Consider the following 15,328-nt stretch of genomic DNA (forward strand, 5'->3'; position numbering starts at 1 on the left):
AAGCTCTCGCTTCCCCTGTGCTCCTCTCGGCTGCGCCTTCCGCCCTTCGGCTTCCCGCGCAGTCCAAAAACATAACCCATCAACTCCCCTACTCGCAACCTCAGGGGCGAAGTAGCGCTGTTCCCCAGGGCATCAGACGCTGCAGCTGCTCCTGAGAGGTCGCAGCCAACACCGGGAAATCCGCTTCAGCAAGGTCCATCCCGGGCTGAAGACAGGCAGGATCGGCCGCGAGCCAGTGCAAGGGGCACTCCAATTCGGAGAGCACCAACCAAGCCGCAGCCAGATCCCAGATTTTCGGAGTGGCCTCCAAGGCAGCCATGGTCTGCCCCATCGCCACGCTGAGCAAATTCAAACTCGCCACCCCAAGAAGCCGGATCTTCCCGGGGAACGGCTGATCGGGACGGCGCTGGAGCACGCGGATCGCGCGGCTGCATAAAGACACACAGGCACTGTCAGCGGCAAGGCGGGTCTGGGGTGTCAAGGGCTTGCCATTTCGCCAGGCTCCCTTGCCACGAATCGCCACAATCCGCTGATGAAGGGATGGAATCTCCAGAAAAGCCTCAACCGGACGGCCATCGATGCAACGGGCCACTGAGATGGCCCAGTAGGGAATACCAGCAGCGAAATTGGTGGTGCCATCGAGGGGATCCACCACCCAATAAGCCTCCGTTTTTGGAAGTTGCTTGGACCCTTCCTCACTCAAGACCCCCTCACCTGGGGCCAGGGAAGCCAAGCCGTCAACGATCGCACTGTCACTCCACCGATCACAGGCAGTGATCAGAGTGCCGTCAGGTTTCACATCAGAGACGATGTGGCCGAAATCACGCCGCTGTCGCTCCGCCACCTGATCCAGCAACTGATGAACGCCGGTCAATTGATGGAACGTGAGCAGTTCAGCCACAGATACCAATCAGCCCTTGGCAGCGGAGGCCATGGCCTGGCAAGCCGGACGATTCGGAGAAGGTTCGATCGGCACCGTGTAGGCATCGTCCTCAGCCGGCTTGGCGGCTGGGAGGTTCTGAGGCTGACAGGCCTTCACCTGATCAAGACCGGTCCGACGACGCAGCTGGGCAATGCTCTTGTTGTAGGTGTTGATCGCATCGGCATAGCGAACCTCGGCCTGGGTGAGATCCCGCTGGGTATCCACCACTTCCCTTTGGGTGGTCACACCCGCCTGGAAACGCAGACGAGCCAAACGCAGCGACTCCCTGGCTGACAACACTTCCCGGGAGGTTGTGAAGATGTCCTGATTGGCCGTGCGGAGGTTGTAAAAGCTTTCCTCCACCTGAACGCGGATGCGATCACGGGTGGAGGCGAAGTTGAAGGCACTCTCCTCAGCCCGCTGCTTGTTGCGGCGGTATTCGGCGCGGGCACGCCCGCCGTCAAAGATGTTCCAGGTGGCATTCAGGCCCACCGTGTTGTTGGCATTCCAGCCGTAATCGTCCATATCCACGGGCGAAACCACGTTGGTTTGGCCCTGGAAGCGAGCCGTGCTGAAGGTATTCACCAGACTGAGCACAGGCTGCACAGCAGCGAGCGCCGCATTGGCATTGCTGTTGTTGATCGAGATATCGAGGATCAGCTGATCAAGTTCCTCGCGGAAGGCAAAGGCAGCCACGATGCTCTCCTGCAAAGAGGGTTGCCAGACGCCGATCACCTGCGATGGGCTTGCAGCGGTAGGGGTCACGTCCTGGGGGAGATCCAACAATCCGGCCAGGGATCGGCGGGTCTTGTTCTGGAAGCCGATGCCGTTGGTGAGCACCTGCTGATCTCGGGCAAGCTGAGTTTCAGCCTCCAGCACTTCAAGCTTGGTGGCGACACCAGCCTGAAAGCGGGCGCGGGCGTCTTTCAGGCTCACCAGGGAAGCCCGCACCGACTGCTGACCGATCCGCACCTGCTCATCGGCGCGTTGAAGATCGAAATAGGACTCTGCTGTTTCCAGCCGTCGGTCCCGAAGAGCGATCAGGTAAGCATCACGAGCGCGTTCAAAATTGTCGCGAGCTGCAGCAATCCTTGGCACTCTCTTGGGGTCGATGAGGTTCCACTGGACCTGGGCCGCGAAATTGGCCGTCCACTGGCTGCTGGTGGTGTAGGGAGCCGTGGACGGTGCTCCGGTCGAGGGATTGAACGTGGGTGCGAAATCAGGATTGCGATATTGATCAGCGGCGAGGTACTGGGGCAGACCGTTAGCAGAGAGATTGACCGTGGGATACCAGAGGGAAATCTCGGCAAGCAGAGCCGACTTGGCTTGCTCCACCTGACTGGCCGCTGCCTTGAGGCTGGGGTTGTTGACCTCCATCAGCTGCTCGGATTCCGCGAGGGTGAGCGGACGGAGTTCACGGATCCGCACCTGAGACGGTTTGTCTGGGAGCGCCAGACTTGGAGGCGCCTGCAGGGGGCTCAGCGCTTCAGGAAGCGTGGTGGCAGCAGGGGGCAGAACGGACGGATCGGCTTTCGGACGCGGTCCCTTGAGCTCGATGGCGGTCGGGAGGGTCTTCTGATCAATCAGCGCTCCAGAGTTCGCTGCCTCAGAGGCCACCGGGGCCTGAGCAGGTGCATCTTGAGCTTGCAGTCCCGCAGGGACAGTCGCGGCCAGAGCACCTGCAATGAGAAGAAAACGGGCAGCGGTCCTGGCCACGACAGATTGCAATCTGCCGGGAGCTTAGGGGCTTTAGGGCTCCTGACCGAGCACTGCGGCCACGATGTCAGCTGCTCCATGCACGATCCGGATCGTGACCGGCAATCGTGCCTGCACCTCTTCCAGGGTCATGTCATCGAGAAACACCGGCGCCCCCTGTCGGAGCATCACCGAGGGCAATAAGAGCTGATCACCGAGGTCGACCCCCTCAAGACCCACCAGTAAATCCTCACCGGTGAGCAAGCCCGTCACCACCTGATCCTGTCCCCAGTAGGGACTCGGTAGACCGTGGAGAGAGAGCGACACCCCTTCGATGCCATTGAGGCGGTCACACACGGGTCTCAAGGCCTGGTCGACCAAACGACCCACCACCCAGCTGCTGCGCATCGGCTTTGCACTCCGAGGGGGCAGGGTCTCGGTGGCCTGATCCAAGTCCTCCAAAAAGGCTCGGATGCTTCCGACTCCATTCTCCTGCTGGGGCAGATCCTCGTAGTTGGCTCGTGGCGGGAGGGCACGGCCTGCGATCAGATACCACTCATCCGAGAGCCAGGCGAACCGACTGCCCAGAGTCTCCTGAAAGTGGCTCTGTAGGGCCTCGACCTGGGTGATGACGTCCTTGGCATGGTCAGGATCGACAGGGACCAGTCCATCGCCGGAAGGCCGAAAGCGAGTCAGGCCCACGGGCACCACAGCGGCCGAAAGCACGGCAGGCCAAGCACCGCTCGCAAACGCAGCAAGGTCTTCCAATGTGCGCTGCAGCGCTGCTCCGTCATTGAGGCCTGGGCAGACCACCACCTGAGCGTGAATCTGCAAATCGCGTTCCGCAAACCAGCGCAGCTGATCCAGCAACAGTGCGGCGCGCGGATTCTCCAGCAACTTGGAGCGCAGGTCTGGATCCGTGGCATGCACGGACACGAACAGGGGAGACAGGCGCTGGGCCTCGATGCGCTGCCAATCCGCCTCGGTGAGGTTCGTGAGTGTGAGATAGGAGCCGTAAAGAAAGCTCAGCCGGTAGTCATCGTCCTTGAGGTAGAGGCTGCTGCGATGCCCAGGCGGCTGCTGATCGATGAAACAGAAGGGGCAGTGGTTATTGCACTGACGCAGTCCGTCAAAGAGTGCCTCGGTGAACTGAAGACCAAGACCGTCATCCGCATCCTTTTCAAGGTCCACCTGATGAAGCTCGCCCGCTGCATCCATCACCTCGAGATGGAGCTCTTCCTCCACCACCAGATAGCGGTAATCGATCAGATCCCTCGGACGGATGCCGTTGATACTGAGCAGTTGGTCTCCTGGTTCAAAACCCAACTCTTCGCCGATGGACCCAGGCTCAACGGCGGCCACGACGGCTGGTGCGGGCTGACGCGAGGCCGATTCCGGATCCAGGGCCGCCAGAGCGACGCCGGCGGATGGTTCATTCCACACCGCGATGGAGGCAGCTGATCTCAGTTTGATCCTGAGCCGGCCCACCAGACCAGGAGCAGCACCCCGAAGAGCAAGCGATAGATCACGAAGATCCAGGTGCTGTGCCTTTGGAGGAACTTAAGCAGCCAATCAATGGCCAGCCAGGACACCACGGCGGCCGACACGATGCCCACCAGCAAAGGCAGCACACCCCCGCCGCTCGGCTCGGTGAAGGCACCCTTGAGTTCCACCAGTCCAGCGATCGTGATCGCCGGAATTCCCAGCAGGAAGGAGAAGCGGGCCGCATCCTGCCGTTGCCAGCCATCGAGAAGAGAGGCTGTCAACGTGCTGCCCGAACGCGAAACGCCGGGAATCAACGCCAGCACCTGGGCAAGGCCAACCACCAACCCGTCACGCCCCTCCACCTGAACAAGCTGCTTAATCCGGGGACCAATCCTCTCGGCGAGGGCCAGCAGCAAGGCCATCACAATCGAGACCACGGCAATGGCAGGCACGCTGCGCAGGGGCGATGACTCATAAGCAGGCCAGAACAGCTTGATTGCCAGACCTGCGATCAGGATCGGGACCGTTCCCACCGCCATGGCGATACCGAGACGAGCCTCGGGTTCACGCCACTGGCCACGGGAAACAGCGACTGAGATGCCCTTCAGCACGCTCTGAAGGTCCTGACGGAAATAAGCAATCACCGCCACGATGCTTCCAAGCTGAATGACGGCTGTCACCGAGACGCCGGGGTCACCCCAACCAGCCAGGACGGGAACGACCTTGAGGTGAGCAGTGCTGCTGATTGGCAGAAATTCCGTCAGCCCTTGCACCACGCCAAGCACAAAATCCCGCCAGCAGGCTTCGAGCAGCCCGGGGGCGGTGGCGACGTCGGTCATGAATCGGTTCGAAGCAGCCGCACGCTATGACCACCGAGCGACCGACGCCAGCGCAGTGGGCGGGGTCGAATCTTCTAAGGTTTCGGGACTTTCTTCACAATCAGGAGTCGTCCGTTGTCCAGCGGCCTGATCAAAACGGCTGCCCTGGACCCTCCAAGGCTCAATGGCGCCGAGCTGCTGCTTCCGATTCCGAAGGCTGGGGAGGAGGTCATCCTTTCCCGTGGAGCAGCGGCACTTGTCGTGCTGCCGGTTTTTCTTCAGGCCCCCTGGGTGCGCCTCCACCCTTTCAGTGCCGGCCTGTTCAGCTTCCTGCTCCTGGGTGTCGGGATCCTGCTGGGAATGAGAGTTGAGCCAGCGAAAGCCCGCTGGGGTGCTCTGTTGGTTGGCTTCAGTGGAAGCTGGCTCGCGGGAACTCTCTTCTGGGGCTGGCTGCGGGCCCATCCGCTCCTGCATCTCCCCATCGAAGCCCTTGCCCTTCCCCTTGCGCTCACAGGTCTGCAAGGGCGCTGGCGCCTGGGTTGCAGTTTTTACTTAGCTTCTTTGGTTGGCACAACACTGACTGACTTGGCGATGGCGCTCACCGGCGTGATGCGCCTCTGGCCAGCAGTGGTTGAGGCACCGATCGAGGAAGCTCAGCCGCTTCTCCAGCAGGCTGCCCTGACCCTGAGCCGCCCAACCTCGCTAGCCATCCTTCTCGCCTTCACGGGCCTGATCCTGCTGATCGCCAGAACCCTTCGCCGCCGTGGACGTCTCTGCCCATCAGGTGATGCCAGCTGGGGAGTGGCCTCCGCTGTTCTGATCACGACCCTGATGATCGACGGCCTGTTCCTTCTGACGGCCCTGATCCAACCGCGCTTCAGTGGACTGATCTGAAACGAACTGCAAAAGCTCACGCCTCATCGGGGGGTTTGTCCGTGACGCACTTGTAAGGTTTGCTCACCGGCGTCGCCGGCAGTCCCGTTCCGATCCCTGACGGAGTGTTCCGATGAAGCGGCTGGTCTCCTGGCTGACTGGTGTGATGCTGATGGCAGGCCTGGTGCTTGGCCTCGTCATGCCCCCAGCCGTGCACGCTGACGACCTTCGCAATGTCGCTGACGAGAAACTGGCCGAGCGAGGTAACAAGGTCGACCTCAACAATTCTTCTGTGCGCCGGTTCCAGCAATTCCCGGGGATGTATCCCACCCTCGCCGGCAAGATCGTGCTCGGCGGTCCTTATGAAAGTGTTGACGATGTGCTCAACCTCGACCTGAGTGATCGTCAGAAGGAACTGTTCGCCAAATATCGCGACAACTTTGTGGTGACTGCTCCCTCGATTGCCTTGAACGAAGGTTTCGACCGCATCAACGATGGTCAGTACCGCTGAGTGCCGATCTTGAGACCGACTTCGGTCAAACTATGTTTCATCCCGAACCGCCGGTGACCCCGGCGGTTTTTTTGCTGATGCCATGACGCAGCACCAGCCATCGAGCGAACCGATTCCCCCAGGGCCATGGGATGTGATCGTGATCGGTGCAGGAGCTGCCGGTCTGATGACCTGCCTGGAGCTCCCCGAAGGACTGCGCATCCTGCTGCTCAATCGCAACACCAGCAGGCGCTCTTCTAGTCGATGGGCCCAGGGCGGTATTGCCGCCGTGACTCGACCGGAAGACAGTGCCAGCAGTCATGCCCGCGACACACTCATCGCCGGGGCAGGGCTCTGCGACAGGAATGCTGTTGAACTGCTGGTCAATCAGGCCCCCGCTTGCGTTGAAAGGCTTCAGCAACTGGGCATGGCCTTCGATCGCAACAGCAGCGGCAAGCTAGCCACCACCCTTGAGGCAGCCCACAGCCATCACCGGGTGCTGCACGTGCAAGACCAGACCGGAAGGGCGCTGGTCGATGTGCTGCGCGAACGCGTCGAACAACGTCATGACCTTCTGCATCGCCGAGGGATCCGCGTGACCCGACTTTGGGTAGAGCACGGTCGCTGCTGCGGAGTTCAGGTGCTCGATGGCCCAAGTCTGCACTGGATCTCAGCCCGGGCTGTGGTGCTCGCCACAGGGGGAGGAGGCCATCTCTATGCGAACACCACCAATCCCCCCCAGGCCTGCGGAGAAGGCGTCGCCCTCGCCTGGCAGGCGGGGGCTGCAGTTGAAGATCTGGAATTCATGCAGTTTCACCCCACGGCTCTGCGACTTCCAGGCGCCCCCTGTTTCCTGATTTCAGAAGCGGTGCGTGGCGAAGGGGCGGTCCTGCGCGACGACCAAGGGCAAAGCCCCGTCGCAGATCTTGCGGGAGCTGATCTGGCACCGCGCGACCAGGTCAGCCGGGCGCTCGTGCGCTCCATGCGCGACCGGGGCACGGATCACATCGACCTGGACCTCTCACCGATCCCTCGAGAGCGCGCAGTCCAGCGCTTTCCCACCATCCTCGAACGCTGCCGCAGTTTTGGGCTTCATCCTCTGGAGCGGCCGATTCCCGTGGCCCCCGCAGCCCACTATTGGATGGGAGGAGTGGCCACTGATCTCCATGCCTCAACCAACCTTCCTGGTCTCTACGCGGTGGGGGAAGTGGCCTGCACAGGGCTGCATGGTGCCAACCGCCTAGCCAGCAATTCCCTGATGGAATGCCTGGTTTTTGCCCGACAGCTACGAACGATCGACCTTCCGAACGCTCCAGCCAAGGCAATCGTCCATCACCCAGGCACCGATCTCCGGGCAGGCGCACCCCTGCAGAGCCGCAGCCGGATGAGCGCCGAAAAGCTGATCGCAACCATCGAGATCTGGCGACTGCGTTGCTGGCAGGTGGCGGGAGTGGACCGGGACAGCCGCGGAATGGCGCAGGCTCTGAATCAGGTTCAAGTGACGCTGGACCAACTGGAAGCAGAGCCATCCCTGGAACTGATCAGATCACAGCCTGTGGACGCGCTGCACCGACTGAATGAGGAGAGCCGGCGGGAGCTGAACCTTCTGCTCGACCTTCAGCATCGACTGCGCGCCAGTGCCCTGCTTCTGGAGGCCTGTCTGTTCAGGAAGGAGAGTCGCGGAGGCCATTTCCGTCATGACGCTCCCTGGCCCATGCCCCAGTGGGAATGTCATTCCAGACAACAGCTGGGCCAGGCGATCGGAACCCGACCCGTTGTGCGCTGACTCACGGGAGTGAAGGCGATCGAAATCAGTCGATGCTTGGGCCCTGGTAATTGGAAAGCTTGGCGAGATCGGCCAGTGGCTTCACACCGGAATCGAGCTTTCCATCAATCTCCCAGGTGGGGAAGCCTTCAACGCCCTTTTGCTGGCAGAGCTTGGTCTGACTGTTCTGACCATCCGGGGCACACTCCACGACCTTGAGCTTGGCGGCGGCCTCTTGGCCGAACAACTCCTTTTGCTCATGGCAGTGCGGGCACCAGTAGGCCGAGTACATGACGGCACCGGAAGCGGTGAGATGCTCAGCAAGCTCAATCTTGGCTGGATTGCTCGAGGTGGTGACAGAGGGAGGCGCTCCAGGCCCGGTTACCGCAGCGTCAGGGCGATTGGGGTCGACCACCGAAGCCCAGATCAAGCTGCCCAACAAAACGGCAAGAGCCAGCAACACCCCTCGAAACAGAAGCGGCGCTGGATCCTCCCAGCCACCGCCGGCGACCGAAAGAATCAGCAAAGCGATCGAGATCAGTGCCGACAGAACACAGAAGAAGCAGAAGGCCTGGATCTTGAACAGCATCAGGCCCACCAGCACAAGGCTGAACATCGCCATGCCAACGGACACGACGAACAAGCCCCACCAGGTGCGTCGAGACAGATTCGCCTTGTTCTCCGCTAACCCAGGCAGCAGAGGCACAATCGCCATCACCAGCACAGCCAAATAAGCAATCAGGCCGGCAAAGGAGAGCGGAATACTGAAACCATCCCCCTTAAGCAGGGTGCCCCAGGCGCTGTTCAGGACCTTGTCACAGCCGTCAGCCCCCAGCGGGCAGCTGAGATCCCCCAGGATTCCCCAGCGCTTGAGAGTGATTGAGCCGGTGTCGATCACCCCAACCGTGGCCAGAACCGCCATGGCGATTCGGACCCATTTCGACCCGGAATCCTGGCGGCGACGACTAGTGAGGCGGGTGGTCGACATCAGCTGCGTCCAGAGCGCGTCAAGTCTGACAGCAACCGCCGGCCAGAACCGTTCTGAACACAAAGGAATAGTGCCGCAACCCTATGGTGAGAGATTGCCGAATCGGTCGGGGCATGAGCAAAGATCCAGGCACTGAGGCTCAGACAACCCGTCGACCGACCGTTGCCTTTGCCCATCTTGGCTGCGAAAAAAACCGGGTCGACACGGAGCACATGCTTGGGCTCCTGGCCCAAGCGGGTTACGGCGTCAGCAGCGATGAAAACGACGCCAGCGTGGTGGTGGTGAACACCTGCAGTTTCATCCAGGACGCCCGTGAGGAATCGGTGCGCACCCTGGTGGGCCTGGCAGAACAGGGAAAGGAGCTGATCATCGCCGGCTGTCTGGCGCAGCATTTTCAGGAGGAACTGCTCGACTCCTTACCGGAAGCAAAAGCGATCGTGGGCACCGGCGATTACCAGCACATTGTTGAGGTGCTACAGAGGGTGGAAGCCGGGGAGCGGGTGAACCGGGTCAGCCGGACCCCGACCTTCGTGGGTGATGAGCACCTGCCCCGATACCGAACCACCGGCGAGGCCGTGGCTTATCTGAAGGTTGCCGAGGGCTGCGACTACCGCTGCGCGTTCTGCATCATTCCCCATCTTCGAGGCGATCAACGCTCTAGGCCGATCGAATCCATCGTGGCCGAAGCCCATCAGCTCGCAGCCCAGGGTGTGCAGGAGTTGATCCTGATCAGCCAGATCACCACGAACTACGGACTGGACCTCTATGGAAAGCCCCGCCTAGCTGATCTGCTGCGCGCCCTTGGCGAGGTGGAGATCCCCTGGATCCGGGTGCATTACGCCTATCCAACCGGCCTAACCCCCGAAGTGCTCAGTGCTTACCGGGAGGTGCCCAACGTCTTGCCTTATCTGGATCTGCCCCTGCAGCACAGTCACCCCGATGTGCTGCGGGCCATGAACCGTCCTTGGCAGGCAGAGGTGAATGAACGACTGCTGGACCGCATCCGCGACCAGCTCCCCGACGCGGTGCTACGCACCACGCTGATCGTCGGCTTCCCAGGGGAGACCGAGGCCCAGTTCGAGCATCTGGCTCGCTTCCTGGAGAGCCAGCGCTTCGATCATGTGGGCGTGTTCACGTTCTCCCCCGAAGAGGGGACCCCGGCAGCCGCATTGCCTGAACGAGTCCCGGAGAACCTTGCCATCGCCCGCAAGGACAGGCTGATGACCCTTCAGCAACCGATCTCCGCCGCAGCGAATGCCTCTTGGGTGGGTCGCACAGTGGATGTGTTGATCGAGCAGCACAACCCCTCCACTGGCGCCATGATCGGACGGTGCGGACGCTTTGCGCCTGAGGTGGATGGCGAGGTGCTCGTCCAGCCAGGGGAGAACGGTCTGCAGGCTGGTCCTGGCACGATGGTGCCCGTCAAAATCACCGGCTCCGACGTCTATGACCTGAGCGGGCAGATGGTGGGAGCCGCGGCCATGGTGGCGGCCGCCCGCTCCTCATCGTGACCGCCACACGGTTCTCCCAGGCCAGACAGCGCAGCATTTTTCTTGTGGCGTCAGGAATGAGCACCGCAGGGTCCTTCGCAGGGCTCACGGCGAAAGGCTGGATCCTGATGAACGGCACGGAAAATCCGATGCTGCTGGCCCTTCATTTCGCAGCCCTGTCCCTTCCCACCCTGCTGGTGAGTGGGCCGGCGGGCGTGAGGACCGACAGGGTCGGCTGCGAAACAGTGCTCATTCAGGCCCAGTGGGCACTGCTGGCCGCTGGACTGCTAGGCGCTTTGTCGATCCCGCTCCTAGAAGGCACTGCCCAGGTCGGCGCACTGCTGGGCAGCACGCTGCTGGTGGGAATCGCCAGCGCCTACGAGCTCACAGCACGCAACAAATACTGCGCACTGCTGGTGGATGAACCCACCCAGCTCGCCCCCTACCTCACCAGCTTTTCCGTGGTCTTCAACGTCGGAAAGCTCGTGGGTCCCCCAATTGGGGGATGGCTGGTGGCCCTCACGGGAGCAGCAACAGCCCTCAGCCTCGATGCCCTCACCTATCTGCTGCCCATTGCCAGCGTGATCTGGCTGCTCAAACCGAATCTCGAACAGGAACAGCGCAGTGGCAATCAAGAACACGCGTCCCTGCTGCATGCCTGGCGCGACTGCGGGCCCACTCTGCGCCATGTGCTGCGCTTCACCGCGGTCATCTGCCTGGTGGGCTTCTTCCACCCCGGCCTGGCACCACTGATCGCCGCCGACACGATCGGACCTGATCCGAGGGATCTTGGCTTGTTCACCAGCGTGCTGGCCGCAGGGAGCATTACCGGCGGCCTAGTGCTGCAGAGAAATAGTCACCGCTTCTGTCAGCGTCCATGCCTGACCTTGGGTTGCTTCGCTCTGATCACGGCCTTGGCCCAGCTGGGAATGGCCAAGGGTGAGACGCGAGGCCTGGTGCTGATGATGGCCTTTCTGATCGGAGCCGGAACAGCCGGGCTTCTGAGCAGCACCAATTTGATCACCCAAGTTGGATCCAAGCAGGTGATGCGAGGAAGGATGGCAGGTCTCAGTCAGATCGCCTTCCTTGGGGGCGGAGGACTGAGCGGAATACTGGCCGCAGCCATCACACTCACCCTCGGACTCAAGAGCGCATTCGCCATTGCCGGAGGCATTGGCCTTGCGCTGGCCATAGTTGAAATCAGCCAGCGCGGTCAAACCGTGCTGGACGAGACAAACAAGCTCAGATCAGTTTGATGCCACGCAGCACGCCGCTGATCACTGCAGCGGTAACGAGACCGGCACCGACCAAACCCAGATAGATGACAACGCCCACGACAGACACAGCAAGTCGCAACTATTAGACCAGAAACAGGGACGCCTTCGTGGCCACACCCCCTAAGGTTGACGCAATCCGCGCCAAGGGTCAGCGGCAAGCCCCAGCTCAGCGCCACCAGCCCAAGCACCGTCAAGCCAGCGTCCGCCAGCAAGATCCATGCGCACCCTCTTCATCTATCCCCAGTTCCCGAAGACCTTCTGGAGCTACGAAAAAATCCTCGAGCTCGTTAACCGCAAGGTTCTGCTTCCACCCCTAGGACTGGCAACCGTTGCAGCCCTGCTTCCTCAGGACTGGGAGATGAAGTTGGTTGACCGCAATGTGCGGGAGCTCACCGAAGCGGAATGGAACTGGGCGGAATTGGTGGTGATTTCGGGAATGATCGTCCAGAAGGACGACATGCAGCGACAGATCGCCGAAGCCAAACGGAGAGGCCTCCTGGTTGCCGTTGGTGGCCCCTACGCCAGCTCCACCCCTGATGCACCGGAGATCGCCGAAGCGGATTTCAAGGTGCTGGACGAGGGTGAGATCACTCTGCCGATGTTCGTGGAAGCAATTCAACGCGGTGATCGGAGCGGTCGGTTCAGCGCGGAGGGTGACAAACCGGATGTGACCTCGACTCCGATTCCCCGATTCGACCTTCTGGAATTGGATGCCTACGACTCCATGAGCGTGCAGTTCTCCCGTGGCTGTCCGTTCAACTGCGAGTTCTGCGACATCATCGTGCTGTACGGCCGCAAGCCCCGCACCAAAACCCCCGAACAGCTGATCGCCGAGCTACAGCGGCTCTACGACCTGGGCTGGAGACGCTCCATCTTTCTGGTGGACGACAACTTCATCGGCAACAAACGGAACGCCAAGCTGTTGCTTCCTGAAATCAGGCGCTGGCAGGAGGAGCGGGGCTACCCGTTCAGTTTCGCCACCGAGGCCTCCGTCGATCTCGCCGACGACGAGGAGATGATGCAGATGATGCACGACGCCCGTTTTGAGAGCGTTTTTCTCGGGATCGAAACGCCCGACGAGGCGAGCCTGGAAACAGCACGGAAGGTGCAGAACACGCGCAACCCTCTTGATGCCGCTGTCGACAGGATCACCGCCAACGGAATCCGGGTGATGGCGGGCTTCATCATCGGTTTCGATGGCGAAAAAGATGGAGCCGGTCGCAGGATCGTCGACTTTGTGACCCGCACTGGCATCCCGGCCGCAATGATGGGCATGTTGCAAGCTCTCCCCAACACGGCGCTCTGGTATCGCCTGGAGAAGGAAGGACGCCTCATTCAGGAGAAAGCCGCCGCCAAGGGGGTGAACCAGACGAACCTTCTGAACTTCAAACCAACCCGCCCGATCCGGGACATTGCGAACGAATACGTAGAGGCCTTCTGCGCTCTTTACGAACCTAATGCCTACATGGATCGGGTCTATACCTACTACCTCAAGATGGGGGCACCCCGTTGGAAGGCTGCTGCCAAGCTGCCCACCTGGACGGATCTCCGAGCGCTGTCGATCGTGATCTGGCGCCAGGGAGTCAAGCGAAGCACCCGGACCCGCTTCTGGCGCTACATGCTCGGCATGGCCCGCCACAACCCGGCCCTGCTGGAGCAGTTCCTCGTGGTGCTCGCGCACAACGAACATTTCCTGGAATATCGCTCCATCGTGCAGCGGGAGATTCGAGAACAGCTCGAATCACTGCCCCCCGAGGAACCCAGCAATCCGCGCGAACTTCAACCGGCCTGATCGAGACGCTCTCAGTCCTGCACGTAGGGGCGCCCCTCCAGGAGGCACTGCTCGGCCTTCTGGAGTTCACGCCCTAGATACAGGGCGTGGTCGAGCCGGCTAATAGGAAGGGGCTCATCCCCCTCGCTGAGCTCGATTCCCAGCTGTTTTGCCGTCTTGCCGCGGTACACACGATCAGGGGAGCGGGGTCCACCGCCCCGACAACCCAGCACCTCACCTGTGTCGGGATCCGTGGCACGCCCTCGGTCATCCACATCATTTCGGTAATGCTCAGCCACCAGCTCTGCAGAGGCCGCATCCACCCGGATCAAGAAATACCCGGCCGGATCGAGGGCAATGAAACGCTGGGACAATCGATCATCGAGTGCCCGGCCCTCACCCGGATCACAAGGAGGAGCCACCGGCTCGGATGCGGAGGGGTGGGACGACGCCGAAGAACTGCTGCTTGCCATCCCGACACCCTACAAATCAGCCGCCGTCGCTCCCAACTGAGGAGCTTCTGCCCGGAAGGGCAGTTCAGCATTCACCGCATCAATCTCCTCGACCATGAGGGCATTGGCCTTGGGCAGCCAGGTCCTGATCAAGCGATCCATGCCCTCGTCGTACCAGCGGTGAAGGCTGTGCTGAGGCCTGGCGACGAATCCGCGGCGGCGTTTGTGGCTGCCCCCGGCACCGGGATCAAAGTGCTGCAGCCCCTGCTCCAGAGCCCAGGCGATTGGTGCGTAGTAACAGACCTCGAAATGCAGGCAGTCGATCTCCTCGTCACTGCCCCAGTAACGGCCCCATAGCTGCTGCTGATCCTGAATACACAGCGACATGGCCACTGGCTCCTGGGGATCGCCCCGATGGGCACTGAACAACACCACATGCGAACGCAGGGCTTCGCCCGCAAGGGCATCAAAAAAGGAGGCCTCCAGGTATTTGCTTCCCCACATCCCCCAGCGAGCGCAATGCTGCTCGTAGAAGCGATGCATGCGTGTCAACAACCCAGGGGTCAGCGTCTCACCCCTCAGGGCCGTCACCTCAAGACCCGCCTCGCGAACGGCCTTGCGTTCCCGTTTGATATTGCGGCGCTGGTTGGCATTGAAGCCCCTCAAGTAATCGTTGAAATCCCGCTGTCCCTCGGCTGACCAGAGACTCTGCTGATTCAGCCAAGTCGCACAGCCCGCCACCTCGGCGAGGGGCCGCCAAGCGGGATCGACATAGAGAAAATTGCAGCTGAGGATGCCGTTTCGTCGCGCAAAATCATCGATCAGCTCGAACATCAGCGCGGTCAGGACCGCAGGATCCTCCGCAGAATCGATATGGAAGCGATAACCCTCGACAGGGCTGACCGGACTCATGCCCAGAAGTTTGGGGTAGTAGCGAAGCCCCAAATCAGCGGCGAGCCTTGCGAAAGCCTGATCGAAGACGAACTCGCCATAGCTGTGCCCCTTGAGATAGAGAGGCGCGACAGCCACCAGCCTGTCTGCGCCACGCCAGAGGGAGAGATGCAGGGGCTGCCATCCCTGCTCCGGCACGATGCTCCCGGACTCCTCCAGGGCCGTGAGCCACGACCAGCGATAGAAGGGAATGGCCTGCGAGCCGACCAGTTGCTCCCAGGCGGCCTCTGGAATCTCGCGAAGGGAGCGGTGCCACCGGGCGGAGAGGGATGCCATCACCGCCAAAGGGCGAAGTCGCAGTGACCCTAACCATGGCGACGGGCAGGGATCAGAATTCAATCCCGCCCGTGA

14 protein-coding genes are annotated in these 15,328 nt (G+C 61.4%); 6 read left to right on the plus strand and 8 right to left on the minus strand.

Features of this window, described 5'->3' with window-relative positions; genetic code table 11:
- Nucleotides 1-100 precede the first annotated feature (100 nt).
- The 4 genes from CWE16_RS11715 to CWE16_RS11730 are packed head-to-tail and all read right to left on the minus strand — an operon-like array spanning nucleotide 101 to nucleotide 4,941.
- Complete coding sequence (locus CWE16_RS11715; protein WP_131595647.1) at nucleotides 101-901, minus strand: inositol monophosphatase family protein; 801 nt, start codon at nucleotides 899-901, stop codon at nucleotides 101-103.
- Nucleotides 902-910: 9 nt separating this feature from the next.
- On the minus strand, nucleotides 911-2,638 hold the full coding sequence (locus CWE16_RS11720) for a TolC family protein (RefSeq protein WP_131595649.1): 1,728 nt from the start codon (nucleotides 2,636-2,638) through the stop codon (nucleotides 911-913).
- 33 nt (nucleotides 2,639-2,671) lie between these two features.
- On the minus strand, nucleotides 2,672-4,060 hold the full coding sequence (locus CWE16_RS11725; protein ID WP_131595651.1) for a TIGR03279 family radical SAM protein: 1,389 nt from the start codon (nucleotides 4,058-4,060) through the stop codon (nucleotides 2,672-2,674).
- Between the two features lie 20 nt (nucleotides 4,061-4,080).
- Nucleotides 4,081-4,941 carry an undecaprenyl-diphosphate phosphatase gene (locus tag CWE16_RS11730; RefSeq protein WP_131595653.1) on the minus strand — a complete coding sequence of 287 codons (861 nt, stop codon included), beginning with the start codon at nucleotides 4,939-4,941 and terminating at the stop codon, nucleotides 4,081-4,083.
- 114 nt (nucleotides 4,942-5,055) lie between these two features.
- On the opposite strand from CWE16_RS11730, the gene CWE16_RS11735 reads away from it, so the two are divergent.
- The 3 genes from CWE16_RS11735 to nadB all read left to right on the plus strand — a co-directional run bounded on the left by CWE16_RS11735 (nucleotide 5,056) and on the right by nadB (nucleotide 8,069).
- Nucleotides 5,056-5,814 (plus strand): DUF3120 domain-containing protein, encoded by a 759-nt coding sequence (locus tag CWE16_RS11735; RefSeq protein WP_131595655.1) that lies wholly within the window; start codon nucleotides 5,056-5,058, stop codon nucleotides 5,812-5,814.
- A gap of 112 nt (nucleotides 5,815-5,926) precedes the next feature.
- Nucleotides 5,927-6,304, plus strand: coding sequence for a photosystem II complex extrinsic protein PsbU (gene psbU, locus CWE16_RS11740; protein ID WP_131454839.1), 378 nt, complete (start codon nucleotides 5,927-5,929; stop codon nucleotides 6,302-6,304).
- Between the two features lie 82 nt (nucleotides 6,305-6,386).
- Nucleotides 6,387-8,069, plus strand: coding sequence for an L-aspartate oxidase (gene nadB / locus CWE16_RS11745; protein WP_131595657.1), 1,683 nt, complete (start codon nucleotides 6,387-6,389; stop codon nucleotides 8,067-8,069).
- A 25-nt stretch (nucleotides 8,070-8,094) separates the two neighbouring features.
- Here the strand turns inward: nadB and CWE16_RS11750 are convergent, their stop codons facing one another.
- Nucleotides 8,095-9,036, minus strand: a complete 942-nt coding sequence (locus CWE16_RS11750; protein ID WP_131595659.1) for a vitamin K epoxide reductase family protein — start codon at nucleotides 9,034-9,036, stop codon at nucleotides 8,095-8,097.
- A gap of 113 nt (nucleotides 9,037-9,149) precedes the next feature.
- On the opposite strand from CWE16_RS11750, the gene rimO reads away from it, so the two are divergent.
- Nucleotides 9,150-10,547 carry a 30S ribosomal protein S12 methylthiotransferase RimO gene (gene rimO / locus CWE16_RS11755; protein WP_131595661.1) on the plus strand — a complete coding sequence of 466 codons (1,398 nt, stop codon included), beginning with the start codon at nucleotides 9,150-9,152 and terminating at the stop codon, nucleotides 10,545-10,547.
- Nucleotides 10,544-11,782, plus strand: coding sequence for an MFS transporter (locus CWE16_RS11760; RefSeq protein WP_269088349.1), 1,239 nt, complete (start codon nucleotides 10,544-10,546; stop codon nucleotides 11,780-11,782). Before rimO ends, CWE16_RS11760 begins: the two co-directional genes overlap by 4 nt.
- Here the strand turns inward: CWE16_RS11760 and CWE16_RS11765 are convergent.
- Nucleotides 11,769-11,882: a cytochrome B6 gene (locus CWE16_RS11765; RefSeq protein WP_201738002.1), complete on the minus strand. Its 114-nt coding sequence runs from the start codon at nucleotides 11,880-11,882 to the stop codon at nucleotides 11,769-11,771. The genes CWE16_RS11760 and CWE16_RS11765 overlap by 14 nt on opposite strands.
- Before the next feature lie 138 nt (nucleotides 11,883-12,020).
- Here CWE16_RS11765 and CWE16_RS11770 point away from each other — a divergent pair, with 138 nt between their 5' ends.
- On the plus strand, nucleotides 12,021-13,595 hold the full coding sequence (locus tag CWE16_RS11770; protein ID WP_131595663.1) for a B12-binding domain-containing radical SAM protein: 1,575 nt from the start codon (nucleotides 12,021-12,023) through the stop codon (nucleotides 13,593-13,595).
- A gap of 11 nt (nucleotides 13,596-13,606) precedes the next feature.
- Here the strand turns inward: CWE16_RS11770 and CWE16_RS11775 are convergent, their stop codons facing one another.
- Together CWE16_RS11775 and CWE16_RS11780 are read right to left on the minus strand one after the other, a co-directional pair.
- The gene (locus CWE16_RS11775; RefSeq protein WP_131595665.1) at nucleotides 13,607-14,047 is read right to left on the minus strand and encodes a DUF4346 domain-containing protein; all 441 of its coding nucleotides are present in this window, start codon (nucleotides 14,045-14,047) and stop codon (nucleotides 13,607-13,609) included.
- Nucleotides 14,048-14,056: 9 nt separating this feature from the next.
- Nucleotides 14,057-15,253, minus strand: a complete 1,197-nt coding sequence (locus CWE16_RS11780) for a GNAT family N-acetyltransferase (RefSeq protein WP_131595667.1) — start codon at nucleotides 15,251-15,253, stop codon at nucleotides 14,057-14,059.
- Nucleotides 15,254-15,328: the final 75 nt, after the last annotated feature.

It is taken from the genome of Synechococcus sp. BS55D (assembly GCF_004332415.1).
In the GTDB taxonomy this organism is placed as follows: Bacteria; Cyanobacteriota; Cyanobacteriia; order PCC-6307; family Cyanobiaceae; genus Synechococcus_C.